This window comes from Thermococcus eurythermalis, assembly GCF_000769655.1.
GTDB lineage: Archaea > Methanobacteriota_B > Thermococci > Thermococcales > Thermococcaceae > Thermococcus > Thermococcus eurythermalis.
Map to the genome: position 1 here is coordinate 1114692 of NZ_CP008887.1, position 19824 is coordinate 1134515.

Consider the following 19824-nt stretch of genomic DNA (forward strand, 5'->3'; position numbering starts at 1 on the left):
AGAGGGGAGTTTTGAACCTTTGGTGTTAGAACAACGCCCCGTACTTGTAGAATATGTGGCATGTCCCCTCGTACGACACCATGCACGGGCCGACGGGGCTCCTCGGCGTGCATGTCTTTCCGAAGTGAGGGCAGTCGGTTGGCATTGCCAGACCCCTCAGCACGGCACCGCAGAGACAGCCTTTCTCAAGGTCGGGCAGGTTCTTGGGAACCTCGACGTGGTAGAAGTTCTGGATTTCGAGCTCCTCCCACTCCTTTCTTACCTCCAGCCCTGTCCTTGGAAGAATTCCAAGGGCACGCCACTTTGCGTCTTTGACCTCAAAGAACTTCTCAATCAGCCGCTGGGCGACGACGTTCCCCTCGTATTTGACGGCGCGCTTGTATTCGTTGACGACCCTCGCATCGCCCTCCTTGTACATTCTTATCAGGAGCAGGATTGCTAGAAGAACATCGTTTGGCTCGAAGCCGGCTATGACCTGCGGAATCCCGTATTTCTCGCTCAGGAACTCCCAGCCCCTGACGCCTATTATCGTCGAGACGTGGCCCGCATCTATAAGCGCGTCTATCCTGCTCTTCTGCTTTATGAGGACCTCTATTCCCTGGGGCGTGAGCCGATGCACGGAATAAATCTTGAAGTTCTCAAGGCCCTCGTTGACGACGGCGTTGAGCATTCCCGCCGTTGGGGCGGTTGTCGTTTCGAAGCCAGGGCTGAAGTGGACCACGGTTTTCTCCGGGTTCTCCTTGGCCATCTTATAGGCGTCGTAGATTGAGTAAACGACCCTAACGTCGTAGCCCTCGCTCTTCAAGTCGGCAAAGCTTCCCATTGGAGTGGGGATTTTGTACATGTCACCGAAGGTCGTGAGAATTATTTCTTCCCCCTCCTCGCGGGCCTTTTTCATAATCAGCTGCATCGCCACGATGTCTTCAACCGGCGTTATGCAGACCGGACAGCCGGGTCCGCTGACTACTTTAACGTTCTCGGGCAAAAGAGAGCGGATTCCTGAGCGGGTAATCGTGTCCTCGTGGGTCCCGCATACGTGCATTATTCTTATCTCGCCGTCGAGGGTTTTTGCCTCTTCTTTAATCTTCTCCACGAGCTTTTGGGCTATTCCCCTGTCTCTGTAAGGAGCCACAACTGATTCAACGCCTTCCATCTCAATCACCCGGGTAGTAGTAGCCTCCAAGTGCGTTTTCCTCGGCTTTGAAGACCTCCTCCCAGGCACTCAGTATCTCTCTGGCCGTTTGCTCGTCTACTCTCTCTATTATGAATCCGGTATGAATTAGCACGTACTCGCCGGGCTTGACGTCGGGCATCAGATCAATCCTCGCCTCCCTCTTAACTCCTCCGAAGTCAACCCAAGCGGTTCCCTTCTCCCTATCAACTTCCAAAACCTTCGCGATGGTTGCTAAACACATGAGCTTCACCTACCTTGGGTTCTCAAGAGGGGCTATTTAGCTTTTCTAAAACCTCCGGTTTGAAACCGTGAAGGTCAGTTCAAGCTTGCTTGAGCGGTGATAAGAGCACCTCGCGAGGGTCTCCTTGGCCTCTTCTCTGCTGATCTTCTCAAGGACTATGCCGTAGTAAATCTTCACGTAGTCCCCAGGTTTTATATCTTTGATGAAGTCCAGCCTTGCTTCCTTTAGGCGGCCGTCAACGTCCACTATTGCCTTTCCGTCCTTTACTTCAACGACCCTTCCCGCGAGCATCAGGGCCATGATTACTGACCAACTCTGGTTAGAGTACCATCTGCCTAATATATTTTTTCCTGACTGGTCAGTCAGATGGGGCATGTTGTGAAAGGCTGGCATGTGCCTGCTAACTTATCCTAAATCCTAGAAATGAGGTTAGATGCGTCCCTTGAAAGTCGGAATTTATGGGGTTTGATCAACCATATCCCTGAGGCGGAAAGTTTAAATCCTTGTTGGTATATCCTCAATGAGGTGAGTGACTAATTAGTCATGAGTGAGGGTTTGTCCATGAAGTCCCCTGGCAAGACCCGCGAGAAACTCGTTTCCGCGGCAATGGAGCTCTTTGCAAAGAAGGGCTTCGATAAGGCCACTGTAGATGAGATAGTGAACCGCGCCGGGGTTGCAAAGGGCACGTTCTACCTCTACTTCAAGAGCAAGGACGACTTAATAAAGGAGATTGCCGTTGATGCTATGCCCATAGCTGCATTTCCCTCTCTCCAAGATCCCTATGTCACTGTTTCGTATCCCACACTCAGGGAATTTCTTCTGGCCCTGGGCAGGGAATTTTTGGAATTCTACGGCAAAAACCACCGCCGTGAGATACTTTTCAGCCTCCTGGCCATGAGAAAACGTAGTAAATCTCTTGACCTGCTTTATAACGAATCATGCTCCGAACTTCTCAGAACCGGAGCCCGCAGGATAATGGTTTACACAAAAGTCGGGTTTGCCCAGGCCCTCGTCGCCTTCCAGGTCTTTATAGGGTCTCTGCTCCACTATCTGCACGCGAAGGAATGCGTTGGTTTCAGTGACGAGGAGTACCTGAACCACTTGGTGGATGTCGTTACATCTTACCTTAAGCTCTCCGCTGAGATATAAACCCTTTTGGGATAACTTCTGTGAAACACTTTACGTTTTATCTTCCTTTCTGTTTACAAGAGTGTTTAATTGTGTGCACGAAAGGTATTTAAGGTACAAGGGTAAATGACTAGTCAGTCAATGTACTTAGAGGTGATGGACGTGGCTGAAAAGCTCGTGCCCGTAGTGTGTCCCTGGTGTTCAGTCGGCTGTCGCTTCTATGCGGTCAGCGTTAACGGATACATCAGGAGGATTGAATTCGACTACGACCACCCCACCGTCAACCGCGGAAAGCTCTGTCCAAAGGGCGTTGCTTCCTACCAGTTCATCAACAGCTCCAAGAGACTCAAGAAGCCCCTCAAGCGCGTTGGTGAGAAGGGAGAAGGAAAGTTTGAGGAGATAAGCTGGAGCGAAGCTTACAGAATAATCGCCGAGAAGATTAAGGAAATCAAGGAGACCTACGGCCCAGAGGCGATAGCCTTCCTCGGAAGCGAGAAGATAACCTTCGAGGAGAACTACCTCGTCCACAAGCTGTCTAAGGCGATAGGAACTAACCACCTCGACTTCCCGGGAAGGTACTGCCAGTACTCCAACAGCCCCGCGAGAACGGCCGTCTTCGGAAGCGCGGCTGCCACCAACCCCTTCGAGGACGTCGCCAAGGCAGAGCTGATAGTCATCTGGGGTCACAATCCAGCGGAGACCGCTCCCGTTTTCTTCGGCCAGTACATCGAGAAGGCCGTCCTCGACAACGGTGCCCAGATGGTCGTTATAGACCCGCGCGAGACGAGGGGCCACAAGTATGCAAGCATACACCTAAAGCCCTACCCGGGAACCGACCTCGCGATAGCCCTGGCCATGCTCAACGTCGTCATAAGCGAGGAGCTCTACGACAGGGACTTCGTCCAGGAGAGAACCGTTGGCTTCGAGGAGCTCAAGGAGGCCGTTAAGGAGTACACCCCCGAGTGGGCGGAGAAGATAAGTGGCGTTCCCGCCGAGGAGGTAAGGAAGGTCGCGAGGCTCTTCGCCACCAAGAGGACCGCTCTTCTCGTCAACGAGGGTCTCAACCAGCACGTCAACGGTTTCGAGTTCGCTCTCGCCCTCGCGAACCTCATAGCAATCACCGGCAACATCGGCAAGGAAGGCGTCTGGAGCGGTGTCTTCCCGGGAGCGCAGTGTGGATTCTGTGCGGCAATGAGCGGCATCGCCCCCAACAAGCTCCCGACAGGAAAGCTCGTTACCGACGAGGCCGCGAGGGCCGAGCTTGAGAGGCTCTGGGGCTTCAAGATACCCGACTGGGTCGGTCTTGACCTCACCAGCATGATACGCGAGATGGGCAACAAGATTAAGATGATGTACATCGTCGGCGGCAACATCGCCAAGTCTGCCCCGAACAGCAGGTGGGTTCGGGAGCAGCTCAAGAAGCTCGACTTCCTCGTTGTGCAGGACATATTCCTCACCGAGACGGCTAAATACGCCGACATAGTCCTCCCGGCCGCGGCCTGGTTCGAGAAAACTGGAACCGCTATAAGCGCCGAGAGAAGGGTTCAGAGGAGCTACAAGGCCGCCAATCCGCCTGGGGAGGCCAAGCCCGACTGGCTCATCCTGGTTGAGCTCGCCAAGGAGCTCGGCCTCGGCGAGTACTTCAAGTACGAGCACCCCGATGAAATCCTCAGGGAGATAAACAGCGTCATTCCGATGTTCAAGGGCGCGACTCCAGAATACCTCGCCGAGCACCCCGAGGGATGCTTCTTCCCGTGCACAGAGCCCGGCGAGGGAACGAAGGTCCTCTTCAAGAAGGGCTTCAAGACGGCAGATGGAAAGGCACACCTCCAGCCCGTCAAGTGGCGCGAGCCGCCCGAGATGCCCGACGAGGAGTACCCGCTCTGGCTCACAAACTTCAGGCAGGTCGGTCACTGGCACACCGGAACAATGTCCTTTGAGAGCCCCAGCCTGAAGAAGCGCTGGCCCGAGGAGTACGTCATGATTAACCCGAAGGACGCCGAGAAGTACGGCATAAAGAGCGGAGACCTCGTCAAGGTCGAGACCAGACGCGGAAGCGTTCTCGTCAGGGCAGAGGTTACCGAGCACGTCAGGGAGGGCGTCATAGCGATGCCGAACCACTGGAACATCAACGTCCTGACCCTTGAGGTTACCCACGAGAAGACCAAGATGGCCGAGCTCAAGGCCGTCGCGGCCAGGGTTAGGAAGGTGGAGGAGTGAGGTGGTTGGAATGAGCAAGAAGATTTTCCTCGACTATAAGCGCTGTATCGGCTGTAAGGCCTGTGAAGTGGCCTGTGAAATGACGCACGGCGAGGCAAGGATAAGGGTCTTCGAGTTCCCCGACCTCTTCACCGTCCCCTTCAACTGCCGCCACTGTGAGAAGGCACCCTGTATGAACGTCTGTCCGACGGGGGCGCTCTTCAGGGACGAGGACGGCGCGGTGGCCTTCGACCCCCTCAAGTGTATCGGCTGTCTCATGTGTGCCGTCGCCTGTCCCTTCGGAGTTCCGAAGCTCGACGAGGAGAACAAGATTATGGACAAGTGCGACCTCTGTGCCGACAGAAGGGCAGAGGGTCTGCTTCCGGCCTGTGTCTCGGCATGCCCAACTGAGGCCCTCAAGTTCGGTGAGATAAACGAGATACTCTGGAACAGGGAAGGGAAGATAGTTGCCAACCTGAAGGGCTCGGCCGAGAAGGGAGAGGGCGAGAAGGCCTACATCGTCCTCTGACCTTATTTTTTTGCGAGGGAAACCTAGGGTTAAAAACCAAGGGGTGATGGTGATGATTGAACTGGTGCTAATTTCAGCGCTCATCCCCTTCGCGCTCCTGCTCATCTGGAAGCTCGAAGGAAAAACCGCCGACCTGATAGCGAGCTCGGTCCTCGGCGTTTCCCTGCTCCTCAATGGTGTAGCAGTCTACGACTTCTTCTCAAAGGGCTCCGAGAAGGTCTATCATACGAGCTACGTCACCACCAGTAACCTCGGCGAGGTCTTTGGGATAAACCTGGACGTCGCTTCAATCCTCATGGGCTTCGTCTCGATATTGATTGCGTTCTTGATGGCCGTTTACGCGAGCAGGTTCCTTGACTCAGGAAAAGGACAGTTCTACGCGCTCTTCGGCCTGCTCACAGGGGCCAGCATGGTATTCATATACTCCACAAACCTCGTCCAGTTCGCCGTTGCGCTTGAGCTGATGGCGATAGCGATGCTCTTCTTAGTTGAGCTCGGCGGTGCCAAGACCGACGCCCTCAAGGCCTTCCTCGTCCTCAACGTTGGGGTGCTCCTCATCCTCGGAGCGGTTGCCGTTCTCGGCACAGGACAGGACCTCACCACGGCCACTTATGACGGTACGGCATTCCTCCTGCTCATCTTCGCGGCCTTCATGATGAGCTCCCAGTTCCCGTTCTACTCATGGCTCCCAGATTCAACCGCCTCACCGATTCCAGCGAGCGCCTACGTTCACTCTGCCTCAATTGTTCCGCTCGGTGCGTACATGCTCTTCAGGGCAATCCAGTACATGAAGCCGAACGACGAATACTTCTGGGTTCTTGGAGGTCTGACTGTTGTCCTGATAGTCCTCATGATGATATACTACCCGCTCCAGCGCGATGCGAAGAGGCTCATAGCATACTCCACAATTGGGCAAACTGCCGTTGCCTACATAACCCTTGCCTACGCGCTACTCGGCCACGTGGCAGGGATTCAGATTGCCCTATACCAGGTCGTCAACCACGCCGTCGTTAAGGCCCTCGCCTTCGCTTCCGTTGGTGGGCTTGCCCTTGCCTACGGCACCACCGACCTCAAGCTCATTAAGGGTATGAGAAGAACCGTCCCGTGGACGAGCATAGCCTGGTTCCTCAGCTTCCTCGGTCTCTCGGGTGTCCTACCGCTCGGACTGTTCTTCAGCAAGGCCTTCACCATCATGAGCACCAGACATGCGAAGGGAATAGCATCGTGGCTCTTCCCTGCGGTTGTTTTAATAGACGCCGCAATACTGCTCGTGGTCGTTCTCCTCTGGTTCAGGGAGAGCTTCTTCGGCGAGGGTGAGCCCAAGAAGGAGCCAAAGGTCATCGTTGCGGTGCTCATCGTCCTCATAATCGTCGGCATAGTGATGCCCTGGGTCAGCCTCGACGTTGTGATGAAGATAGGCTTTGCGGGGTGATGTGAGATGATACTCGAATACGCGATTGGGGCTTTCATCCTCGGTGGTCTCGTCGGCCTGCTTAGGGACTACAAGGCCACGGTTAAGGCGTCAAGCTTCATGGCTTTCCTCGGCTCACTCGCCCTCCTCTGGCAGGTTTACGAAGTTTACACCAGCGGCCCTGTCTCGGGCGACCTCTTCGGAATCCCCATCAGGATAAATGACCTCTCGATAGTGTTCCTCCTCATAATTGGCCTCGTCGGAGCGGCGGCTTCGCTCTTCGCGATAAACTACATGGAGCTCTTCGAAAAGGTCGGCAAGGGCTGGGTCTACGCGATAGCGTACAACACCTTCCTTGCGAGCATGGCCCTCATCGTTACCGCGGACAGCATGGAGTACTTCGTCATGGGCTGGGAGCTTATGACCCTCAGCTCGTTCGTGCTGGTGTTCTTCAGCGAAAAAGCGAGGGATGTCAACGCGAGCGTCAAGTACTACATCACCATGCACTTCCTCGACACGATTCCGCTCTTCCTCGCCCTGGGAACCGCTTATTCTCTGATTGGAAACTTTGAAGAACTTACCTTTGAGAACATAGCGAACGCGATGGCAACCGCCCCTGCCAGCACCAAGGCCGTCTTCACGGCGCTCCTCATGGTGGCGTTCATGGCAAAGTCGGGTATGGTGCCATTCCACTTCTGGGTTGCCGAGACCTACAGGGCCGCTCCAACCAGCATTTCGGCTGTAATGGCCGGTGCAATGGAGAAAGTGGCCATCTATGGCCTCATAGCCCTCATCTGGAGAACCGTCGGAACGAGCTACAACCTCGGCCTCTTCGTTGCGGTGATAGGCGCGATAACCCTCACCGTCGGAACCCTCTACGCCCTCAGGGAGACCAACGCCAAGAGGCTCTTGGCTTACTCGTCCATCGGCCAGATGGGCTACGTCTGGTTCGGCCTCGGAGTAGGAATGGCCCTCATCCCGAAGGGTGGCTTCCTCGGTGCCGTTGGAGCGCTTGGGGCCTTCGCGGGACTCTTCCACGCCCTCAACCACGCGATATTCAAGGCCTCGCTCTTCCTCTCGACTGGGGCAGTTGAGTACAGGACTGGAACAGTTGAGCTCAACGAGCTCGGTGGCCTCGGTAAGGCGATGAAGGTAACAGCTTTGGCGGCGCTCTTCGCCTCGCTCGCCATAAGTGGTGTTCCGCCCTTCAACGGCTTCATAAGCAAGTGGCTCATCTACGTCTCGGGCTACTATTCCGACAGTTACATCCTGGCCCTCGGCGCCGTCCTCGCGGCATTCCTCAGTGCGGGAACTCTGGCGTATTCAATAAAGCTCTATGGTGCCCAGTTCGGCGGTGAGATGAAGCGCTACGAGAACGTCGAGGAGGTTCCAGCTGGGATGCTCGTTGGCCAGTGGGTTCTCGCAGGCTTAACGCTCCTCATAGGCGTCTTCCCTGGAACTGTAACGGGAATCCTCAACGTCTTCAACGCCCCGATAAACGAGAACCTCTACAAGATTGGCTTCCAGTCGGTGATGTTCTCTCCAGTGCTCTTCGTGATAGTTCTCGGAATACTGGCCTTTGGACTCTACCTCGTCTTCAAACCGGAGTTCGGAAAGGAAGCCAAGCCCTGGGACTGCGGTGCAACGAAGCTTGACGAGGACGAGTACAGGATAAACGCCGAGGGCTACTACCTCAAGTACGAGGAGAAGATAGGCTCGTTCTATAGGTTAGGCGACTGGTTCTACCGCGTCGGAGCTGGAGCAATTCACTACATAACCAAGGCTTACCTCTGGATGGCGAGCTACTTCACCAAGATAGTTGACACACCGTACACCAAGATAGAGACCCTCGACGACCTCCGCGAGAGGGAGATAATGCACATAGACGAGGAGGTCTTCAAGCCACTCGTCAGGTTCCTTAACATCGCCAGGGACGTCCTCCCAGGGATGAGGCTTGGAACCTTCGTCGTGCTGGCCCTTGTGGTGGTGGGAGCGATTGTTGGAATACTGATAGCACTGTGAGGTGAGGGAGATGGAGATAGACGCGGTCAAACTTGGATTCAGCCTTGCGGGCATCGTCCTGTTCCTGTTCCTGCCTCCTCTCCTAGACGGTATAGCCAGAAGGGTTAAGGCGAGGCTCCAGTACAGGCGCGGACCACCGCTCATGCAGACATGGTACGATCTCAACAAGCTCTTTGCCCTCCCCTCGGTCAAGCCGACCAAGAGCGCGCTCTTCACATGGGCACCCTATTTGGCACTCGCTTCGGCGATGTCGGCGGCCCTGCTCCTCCCCTACGGCAATGTAGTCCCCGTGGACTTTGGATTCAACTTAGTGGTGTTCTTCTACGTGGTGCTGATGGTCAGCGTCTTCCTTATCCTGGCTGGCCTCAGCGTCCAGAACGCCTTCAGCCACATAGGTTCGTCGAGGGAGATGCAGATCGTCCTCACCGTCGAACCGCTAATAGCGATAATCTATGGCGTCCTTGCTTATAACGCAGGCTCGCTTAACATAGCGGACATCGTGGCCAATCTCCACTTCACCCCCTCGTTGCTGTTGGCATACATAATCCTGGCGTACGCGCTCTACGTTGAGAGCGGCTTCGTGCCCTTCGACATAGCCGAGGCGGAGCAGGAGGTCATAGGTGGGCCTCTGGCAGAGTACAGCGGAAGGCTCCTTGGAGTCTTCTACTACGCCATCTACATCAAGCGCTTCGCCCTGCTGTGGTTCTTCGTCAGCCTGCTGACCCTTCCGTGGGTCGGACCAGTAGACACGGCAGAGAAGGCAGTACTGGTGCTGGCCCTCCAGTTCCTGCTGACGATAGCGCTCTACCCCGTTATATCGGCTCTGGAAGCCACCAACGCAAGGCTTAGGGTAGACCACGTTGTCAAGATGAACGTTAGAATGTTCTTCGCAGGTCTGATAGTGTTCGCGATGGCGTTCATGGGGTGGTGAAAATGGTTAGGACGAAGGATTTGGAAGCTCACTCCGAGTTTGAATGCAGGGCATGTGAAAAGGGCCACTGCAGAAGGGCGGACGTTAACGAAATCCTGGCTGAAAGGAAGGGTCTGAGGGAGTTTTACGAGGCCTTCAAGGAGCACATTAGAGAGTGCAAGAGGATGAGCTACGGCCAGTATCAGTTCGTGATTGATAGGGAGGTCCTTCCCGAGGCGGTGCTCTGGTGGCACAACCACCCCGAGTTCAAGGAGACCCACCTCTCGACCGCCGTTGGAACCGACGAGAGACCGCTCAACGGCAAGTTCGTCTACATGCCTTTCCTCAACGTCCAGGTTGAGCCCTTCAACATGGACGAGAACTATTACGTCTTCCTCAGAGCCTATCTGCCCGCTGACGACCCCAGCTTCCCGAGTGTGGCCGAGAAGCTTCCAGCGGCGCTCTGGATAGAGAGAGAAGTTAAGGACTTGCTCGGCTTCAACCCCGTTGGCCACCCAGACCCGAGGAGGCTTATCCTCCCAGAGGACTGGCCGGAGGGAGTTTATCCTCTTAGAAAGGACATGGATTACAGGCACTCTCCCGTCACTGAACCGAAGACGGAGTTCAAGGAAACCCCTAAAGGTACGTCGCTCGTCCCGATGGGTCCGGTTCACGCTGGCATAGAGGAGCCTGCCCACTTCAGGCTCTTCGTCAAGGGCGAGGAAATAGTGGACGTTGACTACCGCGGCTTCTACTCCCACCGCGGAATAGAGAAGACCGGTGAGGGAAGACTTACCTACAACCAGGTGCTCTTCTTGGCGGAGAGAATATGCGGAATCTGCGGCTATCAGCACTCGGTCAGCTACGCAATGGCGGTTGAGCGCCTGGCCGATGTGGAGATTCCAGACAGGGCGCGCTACATAAGGACCCTGTTGCTTGAGCTGGAGAGGATTCACAACCACCTGCTCTGGGTCGGCATTGCCGCTCACCTCGTCGGCTACGACACGGGCTTCATGCACGCGTGGAGAATTCGTGAGCCAGTCATGTGGCTCGTTGAGAGGCTCACAGGAAACAGGAAGCAGTACGGAATGAACATCGTAGGTGGCGTCAGGAGAGACCTCCTGGACTACCGCAAGGAGGAAGTCCTGAAGGTCGTCAAGCAGATACGTGAGGAGACCAAGAAGTTCATCGACATCGCTCTAAACACCAACACGTTCATCAAGCGCGCCGAGGGGGTTGGAATCCTGCCCTACAAGGTTGCCAAGGCCTACTCCGTCCTCGGGCCTACTGCAAGGGCCAGCGGAAGGAGGATTGACACGAGGCTCGACCAGGCGACGAAAACAGCAACAGCCTACAACGAGGTTGACTTCAAGGTTCCGGTTTACAAAGAGGGCGACGTTTTGGCCAGGGTTCTCGTCAGGATGGACGAGCTCTTCGAGAGCATCTGGATTGTTGAGCAGCTCATAGACCAGATGCCGGGTGGCGACATATTCACGCCGATAGGAAGCCTGCCCGAGTACGAAGAAGCTTTGGGCTTCACCGAGGCCCACCGCGGTGAGGTCGTCCACTACGTCATGACCGGCGAGAAGAACAAGGTCTACCGCTGGAAGGTTAGGGCTCCGACCTACAACAACCTGCCCGCCGTGCCGGAGATGCTCAGGGGCTACCACGTTGCAGACGCACCGCTCATCATAGCGAGCATTGACCCGTGCTACTCCTGTACCGAGAGGGTTCAGTTCGTTGACGTGGAGACGGGCAAGGTGAAGGTTCTGACCGAGGCCGAGTTCAACGAGCTCTCAATCAAGTACAGGGGGGTGTTCTGATGGCCGAGAGCCTCTCCTACACCGAGAAGCTCAAGAAGTGGAACAGGATGGAGGCAGGGAAGTTCAGCGAAAAGGCCCCGGTCACCACCCTTTATCCTTTTGTTGAGGTTGAGAAGCCACCCGAGTACAGGGGAATCCCGCACATCAACCCCGAGAAGTGCATAGGTTGTGGAGCCTGCGTCAACGCCTGCCCGCCCGATGCCCTAATCCTTGAGTGGGACAAAAAGAGGGGCGTTAAGAGGCTCACCTTCAACGCGGCTCGCTGTATAAGGTGCCACCGCTGTGTTGAGGTCTGCCCGACTGGAGCCATGGAACCGACTAACATCTTCGAGATAGCTACCGACAACAAGGAGGACCTCGTTGAAGTAGTGGAGCACAAGCTGGCCTACTGCGAGGAGTGCGGTGAGTACCTCGACTTCACCGAGAGGCAGATTGAGTACGTTAAGGCGATTCTGCCCAAGGAAATCCTCGACATGTACGCGCTCGAAGATAGGATTGGCCTGACCCAGGAAGCAAAGATGCGCAAGACCGTCGAGAAGCTGAGGGAAACCGAGGGCAACGCATATCCAGCGTTCATACTCGTAAAGAAGGGAGGTGAGGAGTGATGGGAAGAAGGCTCAAGTCCGTCTGGGTCTATCACGTTGATGCGGGCTCATGTAACGGCTGTGACATCGAGGTGCTCGATGTGCTCAGCCCCTACTACGACCTCGAGAGGCTCGGTGTCAAGGTCGTCCCCAACCCGAGGCACGCGGATGCGCTCTTCATCACCGGCCCGCTCACGAGGCAGACGAGGATAATGCTCAAGAAGGCCTACGAGGCCATGCCGCCGAAGCCGAGGATAGTGGTCGCGATAGGGACGTGCGCCTCGAGCGGTGGAATCTTCTACAACAGCTACGCCCTCTACAACACCTCTCCCCAGCGCGGAAGGGACAGGCTCAGGAGCGGCGGGCCCGAGATGATAGTGCCGATAGACATGTACATCCCCGGCTGTCCACCGAGTCCGGAGGAGATACTCTACGGCGTGGCCCAGCTCCTCGGCATCAAGGAGAAGAAGATGAAAGGTGAATACTGGATTGCGCTCCCGCCGAAGGAGACGCCCAAGGCCGAGAACGAGGTTGAGTTTAGAATCCCGAACAGGCCGATACCTCTCCGCTACTGGCTTACCCTTCGCGAGGAGCTCAGGCGCGTCATAGGCTACTACGACAGGGAAGCGGTTCTCAACGACTTCATCGAGCTCGTTGATAGGGCCTTCAAAGAGAGCCCCGAGAACCCGAGGGAGAAGCTCCACGACCTCGTCACAGGATACTTCCTCAAAGAGAAGGACTCCAGGGTTGGCTTTGCAATGCGTTTCCTTGAGAACGAGTTCTGGCGCCTCTACGATGAGTACCGCTCCCTGGGAGAGGCCCTCAGGAAGAAATACCCCGTTACGGCGGGTGTCTGAGGTGCCCTGGAAGCTCTACCGCCTCAAGTACGTGGACTACCCGGAGTACTCGGCGAGGATTACGGGACATTACGCGGGCGATCTGCTGCTGATAGAGGAGGAAGGGGAGCTCAGCGAAGAGGCAGTGAAGGTTATTAAGAGCACGCTGGGGGTTGCCGATGACGCAAGGGAGTTCGAGATAACGCCAAGGGACATCATGAAGCTGCCGATTGAGAAACTACCGGAAGGGGACAGGAACCTCCTGCTGGAGGCAGCCGGAAAGCTCGACGCGGAGAGCCGGCTTCACGTGGAGTACCGCTACCGGCCGAGCTTCGATTGAGATCTTATCTTTAACTTTTTGGAGGTGAAAACGTGAGGAGGATTGATGAGGCGAAGAAGGAACTTCTCAGGAGGCTGAAGGACTTCTACGGGGATAATCTCGTTTCGGTGGTGTTCTACGGCAGACACCTTAAAGACCCGGAGTTCCCTGAGATAGACGTTATGGTCATCATCGAGCACGCCTACGACCCGGTGAAGATGAACCGCGTCGCCGACTTTGTCGAGAACATCAGGGACCCGATAGAGGAGAAGTACGGCTACCATGTCTCATTCGAGCTATACACGCGTGAGGAGGCGGAGAACTTCCACTCCGGCTACCTTGACGTCGTGGTGAACTACGAGGTTGCCTACGACAGGGAGGACTACTTCCAGAATCTCATAAGCGATATGCTGAACCCAAAGAAGGCGATGGACTACGTGAAGTACATCAGCACTATTGAATACATCCAGCTGGACGAGGAAGGGAAGGAGTAAAAATCAGTCAAAAGGCCTTTGGGTATTCCTCAGATTTTGGTCCTAATTTAACTTTTGCCTAAAGGCCTTTCGGGGATAAACGAAAAACTTTAAAAAGGTTCGTTAGACAAACCGAATGGACTTTAACCCGACTGGGGGGTCAGTCATGATAGACCTTCTCGTAACATTAGCCTTCGTAGTCCCGCTCATCGGTGGGTTAATCCTCTTCAAGCTCGACGAGAGAAAGGCCGACATCGTGATGCTAGGTTCATTTCTCACTGCGATGATAGCCCAGCTTGGGGTCGCTCTCCTGTATCTTAAAACCCATGAGGAACTAATCCACATAACCTACCTAAGAAGCACCCAGTTCGGCGAAGTCTATGGCATAATAATAGACCCCATGAGCGTTCTAATCGGAACGGTCGTTGCAGTTGCTGGCTTCATATTCATGTTCTACGGCGTCGAGTACATGAGCGAAAGAAACGTCGGCCACCCCGGAGGAAAGGGAAGGGGCCTCTTCTACGCCTGGATGACCCTTTTCGAGGGGGCAACACTCGGCTTCATATACTCCTCGACCTTCCTCGGCCTGCTCATCTTCTTCGAGCTTATGGGACTGGCCTGTTGGGGCGTCGTTAGTTTTTACAACACTCCCGCAGGCAGGAGGGCGGGCTTCAAGGCCTTCATAATTCCGAACGTAGGGGCTATGATAGGCTTCTACACGGCCATTTACATCGGCCTCACCCAGCTCCACGATTTGAGCCTGTTTTCGCTTTCCAAGGTCTCCCCCGACGTCAAGCCATGGCTCTTCCTCGCCCTGCTCATAGCGGGATACACCAAGAGCGCCCAGTTCCCGACCTACTCGTGGATTCCGGACGCGATGGAGGCGCCGACTCCAGCGAGCGCTTTCCTCCACGGCGCGGCGATGGTTGAGATGGGCGTTTACCTCGTCGCGAGGGTTATCCAGTTCATAGGGCCTTTGCCAGTCTGGATTTTCTACTTCATGGCCGTAATGGTCTCCCTCACGCTCCTAATCCCGATACTCAACTACCCCGTCCAGAAGGACGCGAAGAGGCTTTTGGCATACTCAACGGTGGCAGAGGCGGGAATAATGTTCGTTGGCCTGACCTACGCCGTCCTCGGCCTTACTGGAAAGGCCCCTGGGTTCGACATCGGCCTCAAAGCCGCGATGTTCCAGCTGACAACCCACGCCTTCGTCAAGGGCCTTGCCTTCCTCACCGCTGGAACCTTCACGTACTCCCTCGGAACCCTCGACCTGAGGCGGATAAGCGGTCTCAGGGAAATACTGCCGATAAACGGCCTCGCTTGGACGGTGGCACTCCTCGGTTTAGCGGGCCTCCCCCCGATGGGAATAGCATTCAGCAAGGCAGAACTGCTGACTAACCTGAGCCTCATCAGGGTCTCCGCTCTGGCCTGGCTCCCGATACTGATGGTGCTGGCTGATTCGGCCGTCTTCCTCTGGGTCGGCCTCAAGTGGATAACGAGAAACGTCTTTGGCAGGCCCAGCGTTGAGAGAGCCCCAACCCACCCGATAATAACGGCCTCTCTGGTCACCCTCATCGTCCTGACGCTGGTCTCGGCTTACCTCGCCTACCCGCTCGTTGAGGAGATAACATTCTACGGGGTGGTACCATGAGCCTCTACTTCCTGGAGCTGGCCCTCGGACTGCTCTTCATAGCGGCTCTGGTCGGCCTCTTCACCGGAAAGAGAGTAGCTTACGCCTTCACGTTCCTCTCTTCACTGGCACTCTTCGGAGTCTCAATTGAAGGCCTCAAAGGCCTTGAGGGCGAGATTATACCTTTCCTCCCTACGACGGTTAAAATAGACTCCCTCTCGGCCCTTTTCCTCTTTGTCGTAGCTTTCACGGCATTGGCTCTTTCACTCTACGTCCCCTCCTACGAGGTCAGGGGCAACGTCAGATTTCTGACAATGGCCACCAACATGGCCCTCCTTTCGGCGGTTCTCTTCCTTGTAACTGACAACCTTGAAAGACTTACTCTCGCCTACGAGCTCTTTGCGGTGTTTACCGTGGTCATGGTGCTCGCCTCTGAAACGAGAGGTTCAAGGAAGGCCACCTGGCGTTACCTGGTTCTCACGCAGGTCTTCGGGATAATCCCCCTTCTGGTGGTCAGCGGGCTTGCCTACGGTGCAGTGGGAGATTTGCACCACTTGACTTTCCACGCCCTCCACGAAAACCTTGGAAAGCTCCCCATGGGCCCTGCATTCCTCGTGGCCCTCTTCCTCTCGGCTTCCCTCGTCAGGAGCGGGGCGTTTCCGTTCCATGTCTGGGTTCCGAGGGTTTACCGCTCACTTCCAAGCCCATTTATTCCGGTCTTCCTCATCGGTGAGGGCCTTGGTGTCTACCTGCTCCTGAGGGTTGCCCACTTCATCATTCCGACGGGTGAGGCCTTCGGATACGTCGTTGCGTTCGTAGGGACGGTAACGGCCTTTGCCACCCTCTACTCCTTCAGGGAAATCAGGCTCAAGCGCAAGTTCGCATACCACAGCGTTATGGACGTTGGAATAGCCTACTTCGCCCTCGGTAGCTCCCTCGTTCTCAAAGGAAGTTTCCTCGGAACCGTTGCCCTCCTCGGAGCGTTGCTTCACGTCCTCTACCAGATCCTCTACAAGAGCGCCTTCTTCTTCGGCCTCGGCGCAATAGAGCACTACGGCGAGGAGCCCAACATATGCTCAATAAGGAAGCTCCTTAAGGGCCATGTCATGGCTTTCCTCGTCTCGCTCTCCGTGTTCTCAATGGCAGGAGTCCCGCCGCTTTCGGCGTTCGTGAGCAAGTGGCTGATCTACACCGCCTCGATGGGCACGACCAACGTCCTCCTCTGGCTCATGGTCGTCACGGTGGCTTTCCTTGGGATATTCCCGCTGGCTTCGATAATCCAGGTCAGGAGGGTAAACAGGCTCCTCTGTAAGAGAGAGGTAGAGAGGGAAGAGGTTCCCTTTGTGATGAGGGCGGTAACCGGAGCTGTTGCACTTGTAAGCTTCACCGTGGCGGTGTTTCCGTTCATTCTGCTTCCCTGGCTGACGGGATCGGTGGAGGGGCTCGGTTACCCGTTGCCCGAGAATCCTGTGGAGCTATTCTTTGGAGGACCTAGCTCCTTCATCGCACTCGCTACGCTTATCGCTACCGTGTACACGGGCTTGAGGATAGGCAGAATGCCAACCGAGCGTGTAAGCGAGCTCCTCCTCATATTTTACAACATGGGCGACATTCTCAGATTCACGGCCGACTACTTCATCTCAGCGGGCAAGGACTTTTACCTCAAACGCATACTCCCCATCATAAAGGTCGTTCCGAGGCATGAGTTACCTCTCATCAAGGACTACGACGATGCCCTCGATTACCCCATCAGACACCTCGACGAGGCCATGTTTATGCCCATCATAAGGGCCGTTGGGAAACTCGCCCAGTGGGGTAAATCACGGAACCCCGACATGAACACGCTCATGAGCGGTTTTGCGATAGCAATGGCCGTGGTAATAATCCTCCTGGGGGTGTTTGCATGAACGTTGAGGCCGTTTTCCTTAACGTCCTGTACTTCGCCGCTGTCATTTACACCCTTGCCTTCGTCCTCTACGGAATTAGGGCAATTAAGGGGCCGACAACTGCTGATATTATCCTTGCCGTTGACTGTCTCTCATTTGATATGGCCGCCTTCATGGTTGTGCTGGGGATTTACTTCAAGTCAATAATGCTCGCGAGCGGTGCGATAATACTCACCCTCTGGGCCTTCATGCTGGACATCTACTACACGAAATACGTCCTCTACGGGGAGGTGGAGGTATGATCCTAGAGAACATCGTCTTCATAATCGGCTCAATAGCCATACTCCTCGGGGCGGTTTACGACCTAATAGCGGCTATAGGCCTGCTCCGCTTCCCCGACTTCTACATGAGGACTCATGCAGCTACCGTTGGGACGATTGGGGGTGCGGTGTTGCCCGTCTTCGGGGCGGGACTGGTGGCGCTCGTCTACCACCCCCTTGGCTCCCAGAGGTTCTTTATGGCCGGAATAGCGTTTACCGTGGGTGTCCTTATCCTTCTGATAGCGCCCACCGGAACGCACTCAATAGTTTCAGCGGTTTACTTCGGAAGGGTCGGAAAGAAGCCGCCGCTGGTCGTCGACCAGCTTGAGGAAGACCTGCCGAAGAGAGAGGACGTTGCAGAGCTTGTTCACGAGCACGAGGAGCTTCCGGGTGAGGAAGAGGAGCCGAAGTTCACATTCAGGAGGTTGATGAAATGATTGAGCTACACTTCCTAATCTTGGCGATAGTTGTTTCCTTCGGCTTCGTCTTCAGCTACCTGGCAATGAAGGAGCACGACCTGCTAAAGGCCTTAGCTTTGAGTTCAGTACAGTCAACCTTCTTCGCCCTCGGCTTCTACATACTGGCCGCGCCCGATATAGTCCTGGCATACCTTGCGATAGCCGTCGGTGCATATACGGCTCTTGTGATCCTCGCCATAAGCAAAACGGAGCGCTACGAGGTGGGAGAATGAAGAGGGACGTCGTAGTCGCCGTCTCATTCCTGCTTGCCTTCCTGTTCATAGCCTACGCGGTGACTGTGGAGAATGTCCTCGGTTTGGGGGGAGCCGAGCTCAGGCCCCTCGGGGAGTTTTATCTAAGCCATTCCTTCGCCCACGAGGGCCTGACCAGCCACAGCCCGGAGGTCGTCACCGCGATAGTGTGGAATTACAGGGGCTTTGATACCCTCTTCGAGACATTCGTTTTCTTCCTGGCGATTATGGGGGCCTTCAGCGTGCTGAGGCTGACGAGCGAGCAGGAGAAGATAGTAAAGGAGCTTGAGGCCAGTGAACCGCACAGGCATATGGATTTGATAACAAGGGCAATTACCAAGCTAGTGGTTGTCATGATAGTGGCCATATCTGCCTCGATAGCGCTCCACGGTCATTTAACTCCCGGTGGTGGGTTCCAGGGCGGTTCGGCAATGGCCGTTGCCTCGCTGCTCCTCTTCGCGGTCTTCTCGAAGTTCACCATTGAGAGAAAGGGCCTCACCGTGAAGCACACGGTTTCGGCTTACGCCCTCGGCCTGGCTTTAATCCTAGCCACCGTCCTCGCCCCCCTCTTCCTCTACGGCGGTAAGGTGCTCGAAATAAACCTCCTGCCTGGGGAAATGGGTCTCTTCAACCTCGACGTCGGCGAGTACTTGGCGGTGACCTTTGGCTTTCTCACGGTGTTCCTCGTGCTCGGCGTTTCGGAGTGGATATTCAAGACAGTCCTCAGGGGGGAGATGAATGATTGACCTTCTCCTTGCCTACATTACACTGACGCTCTTCGGCATGGTGTTCCTTGGGATATACGGCGTGGTTACGCGCTCCAACTTAATCAAGAAGATCATAATGCTCAACGTCCTGGGCGACGCGGTGAACATGCTCTTCATCCTGATCGGCTACCGCCTCGTCTTTCCAGTGTTTCCCCCTATCTACGAGGAGCACTTGAGCTTTGAAGAGTTCCTGAGCAGGGCAGTTGATCCCGTCCCCCAGGCTCTGGTTCTGACGGCGATAGTCATTGGAATGGCAATGAACATACTGCTTACAACCTACGCCATACAGTTCTACCGCCTTCACGGGACGGTTGACGCGAGGGACATAGCTGAGATAATGGGGGGTGAGAACGAATGAACGTGAGGAGGTTTTCTCCAGCGACCTTCTTTATAGTCCTTGCCACCTATCTGTTCTACACTGGCTCGGCGACGGAGTACGACCTGATAACAGGCAGTATAGTTGCGTTTATAGTTTCCGTAATAGTGGGCCACTGGCTCGTGAAGAACGAGCTCAAGTTCTTCTCGCCGAAGAGGTGGCTCTACGCAATCGTATACTTCCTCCGCTACTTCTTCATCGAGGAGACCAAGACGCACATTGACGTCGCGAAGAGGGTCTTCACCCTCAAGGCCAACCCTGGCATCGTGAGAATCCCTCTTGAAGTGGAAAACGACTACGGAAAGGTTCTCGTTGCGAACTCGATAACCAACACGCCTGGAACGGTTGTCGTTGACATAAGCGACGACGGTAAGTGGCTCTACGTCCACTGGATTGACGTTTCCACGCTCGACGAGAAGGAAGTGAAAGAAAACGTGGTTGCTTACTTCGAGGACTACGCGAAGAAAATCTTCGACTGAGGTGA

Annotated in this window: 22 protein-coding genes; 19 read left to right on the forward strand and 3 right to left on the reverse strand. The window is 55.4% G+C overall.

Features of this window, described 5'->3' with window-relative positions; all coding sequences use genetic code 11:
* Positions 1 to 25: 25 nt before the first annotated feature.
* The 3 genes from hypD to TEU_RS05990 are packed head-to-tail and all read right to left on the reverse strand — an operon-like array spanning position 26 to position 1715.
* Positions 26 to 1153 carry a hydrogenase formation protein HypD gene (gene hypD, locus TEU_RS05980; protein ID WP_050002907.1) on the reverse strand — a complete coding sequence of 376 codons (1128 nt, stop codon included), beginning with the start codon at positions 1151 to 1153 and terminating at the stop codon, positions 26 to 28.
* A 1-nt stretch (position 1154) separates the two neighbouring features.
* Complete coding sequence (locus TEU_RS05985) at positions 1155 to 1415, reverse strand: HypC/HybG/HupF family hydrogenase formation chaperone (RefSeq protein ID WP_050002908.1); 261 nt, start codon at positions 1413 to 1415, stop codon at positions 1155 to 1157.
* Positions 1416 to 1460: 45 nt separating this feature from the next.
* Entirely contained in the window at positions 1461 to 1715 is a 255-nt protein-coding gene (locus TEU_RS05990; RefSeq protein WP_050002909.1) for a HypC/HybG/HupF family hydrogenase formation chaperone, read from the reverse strand.
* A gap of 261 nt (positions 1716 to 1976) precedes the next feature.
* On the opposite strand from TEU_RS05990, the gene TEU_RS05995 reads away from it, so the two are divergent.
* From TEU_RS05995 to TEU_RS06085, 19 genes are all read left to right on the forward strand, one after another.
* Positions 1977 to 2564: a TetR/AcrR family transcriptional regulator gene (locus tag TEU_RS05995; protein ID WP_081947210.1), complete on the forward strand. Its 588-nt coding sequence runs from the start codon at positions 1977 to 1979 to the stop codon at positions 2562 to 2564.
* 135 nt (positions 2565 to 2699) lie between these two features.
* Positions 2700 to 4763 (forward strand): formate dehydrogenase subunit alpha, encoded by a 2064-nt coding sequence (gene fdhF, locus TEU_RS06000; protein ID WP_050003946.1) that lies wholly within the window; start codon positions 2700 to 2702, stop codon positions 4761 to 4763.
* Between the two features lie 10 nt (positions 4764 to 4773).
* On the forward strand, positions 4774 to 5271 hold the full coding sequence (locus tag TEU_RS06005; RefSeq protein ID WP_050002911.1) for a 4Fe-4S dicluster domain-containing protein: 498 nt from the start codon (positions 4774 to 4776) through the stop codon (positions 5269 to 5271).
* Between the two features lie 46 nt (positions 5272 to 5317).
* On the forward strand, positions 5318 to 6703 hold the full coding sequence (locus TEU_RS06010) for a proton-conducting transporter transmembrane domain-containing protein (RefSeq protein WP_227738661.1): 1386 nt from the start codon (positions 5318 to 5320) through the stop codon (positions 6701 to 6703).
* A 6-nt stretch (positions 6704 to 6709) separates the two neighbouring features.
* Positions 6710 to 8704: a proton-conducting transporter transmembrane domain-containing protein gene (locus TEU_RS06015; RefSeq protein ID WP_050002913.1), complete on the forward strand. Its 1995-nt coding sequence runs from the start codon at positions 6710 to 6712 to the stop codon at positions 8702 to 8704.
* 10 nt (positions 8705 to 8714) lie between these two features.
* On the forward strand, positions 8715 to 9635 hold the full coding sequence (locus TEU_RS06020; protein ID WP_050002914.1) for a respiratory chain complex I subunit 1 family protein: 921 nt from the start codon (positions 8715 to 8717) through the stop codon (positions 9633 to 9635).
* Positions 9636 to 9637: 2 nt separating this feature from the next.
* Positions 9638 to 11437 carry a hydrogenase large subunit gene (locus TEU_RS06025; RefSeq protein WP_050002915.1) on the forward strand — a complete coding sequence of 600 codons (1800 nt, stop codon included), beginning with the start codon at positions 9638 to 9640 and terminating at the stop codon, positions 11435 to 11437.
* Complete coding sequence (locus TEU_RS06030) at positions 11437 to 12042, forward strand: NADH-quinone oxidoreductase subunit I (protein ID WP_050002916.1); 606 nt, start codon at positions 11437 to 11439, stop codon at positions 12040 to 12042. The genes TEU_RS06025 and TEU_RS06030 overlap by 1 nt, the downstream gene beginning before the upstream one ends.
* Positions 12042 to 12878, forward strand: a complete 837-nt coding sequence (locus tag TEU_RS06035; protein WP_050002917.1) for an NADH-quinone oxidoreductase subunit B family protein — start codon at positions 12042 to 12044, stop codon at positions 12876 to 12878. The genes TEU_RS06030 and TEU_RS06035 overlap by 1 nt, the downstream gene beginning before the upstream one ends.
* Before the next feature lies 1 nt (position 12879).
* Entirely contained in the window at positions 12880 to 13197 is a 318-nt protein-coding gene (locus TEU_RS06040; RefSeq protein WP_227738662.1) for a hypothetical protein, read from the forward strand.
* A 32-nt stretch (positions 13198 to 13229) separates the two neighbouring features.
* Positions 13230 to 13670, forward strand: a complete 441-nt coding sequence (locus tag TEU_RS06045) for a hypothetical protein (RefSeq protein ID WP_050002919.1) — start codon at positions 13230 to 13232, stop codon at positions 13668 to 13670.
* Between the two features lie 145 nt (positions 13671 to 13815).
* The gene (locus TEU_RS06050; protein ID WP_081947212.1) at positions 13816 to 15303 is read left to right on the forward strand and encodes a hydrogenase 4 subunit D; all 1488 of its coding nucleotides are present in this window, start codon (positions 13816 to 13818) and stop codon (positions 15301 to 15303) included.
* A complete protein-coding gene (locus TEU_RS06055; RefSeq protein ID WP_050002920.1) occupies positions 15300 to 17189 on the forward strand; it encodes a complex I subunit 5 family protein in 1890 nt (629 codons plus the stop codon). Before TEU_RS06050 ends, TEU_RS06055 begins: the two co-directional genes overlap by 4 nt.
* Positions 17186 to 17470 carry a monovalent cation/H+ antiporter complex subunit F gene (locus tag TEU_RS06060; RefSeq protein WP_050002921.1) on the forward strand — a complete coding sequence of 95 codons (285 nt, stop codon included), beginning with the start codon at positions 17186 to 17188 and terminating at the stop codon, positions 17468 to 17470. The genes TEU_RS06055 and TEU_RS06060 overlap by 4 nt, the downstream gene beginning before the upstream one ends.
* Positions 17467 to 17925, forward strand: coding sequence for a monovalent cation/H(+) antiporter subunit G (gene mnhG, locus TEU_RS06065; protein WP_050002922.1), 459 nt, complete (start codon positions 17467 to 17469; stop codon positions 17923 to 17925). The genes TEU_RS06060 and mnhG overlap by 4 nt, the downstream gene beginning before the upstream one ends.
* Positions 17922 to 18179, forward strand: a complete 258-nt coding sequence (locus tag TEU_RS06070) for a hydrogenase subunit MbhD domain-containing protein (RefSeq protein ID WP_050002923.1) — start codon at positions 17922 to 17924, stop codon at positions 18177 to 18179. Before mnhG ends, TEU_RS06070 begins: the two co-directional genes overlap by 4 nt.
* The gene (locus TEU_RS06075) at positions 18176 to 18943 is read left to right on the forward strand and encodes a Na(+)/H(+) antiporter subunit B (RefSeq protein ID WP_050002924.1); all 768 of its coding nucleotides are present in this window, start codon (positions 18176 to 18178) and stop codon (positions 18941 to 18943) included. Before TEU_RS06070 ends, TEU_RS06075 begins: the two co-directional genes overlap by 4 nt.
* Positions 18936 to 19322 carry a sodium:proton antiporter gene (locus tag TEU_RS06080; protein ID WP_050002925.1) on the forward strand — a complete coding sequence of 129 codons (387 nt, stop codon included), beginning with the start codon at positions 18936 to 18938 and terminating at the stop codon, positions 19320 to 19322. Before TEU_RS06075 ends, TEU_RS06080 begins: the two co-directional genes overlap by 8 nt.
* A complete protein-coding gene (locus TEU_RS06085; protein WP_050002926.1) occupies positions 19319 to 19819 on the forward strand; it encodes a Na+/H+ antiporter subunit E in 501 nt (166 codons plus the stop codon). The genes TEU_RS06080 and TEU_RS06085 overlap by 4 nt, the downstream gene beginning before the upstream one ends.
* The last annotated feature ends 5 nt before the right edge of the window (positions 19820 to 19824 follow it).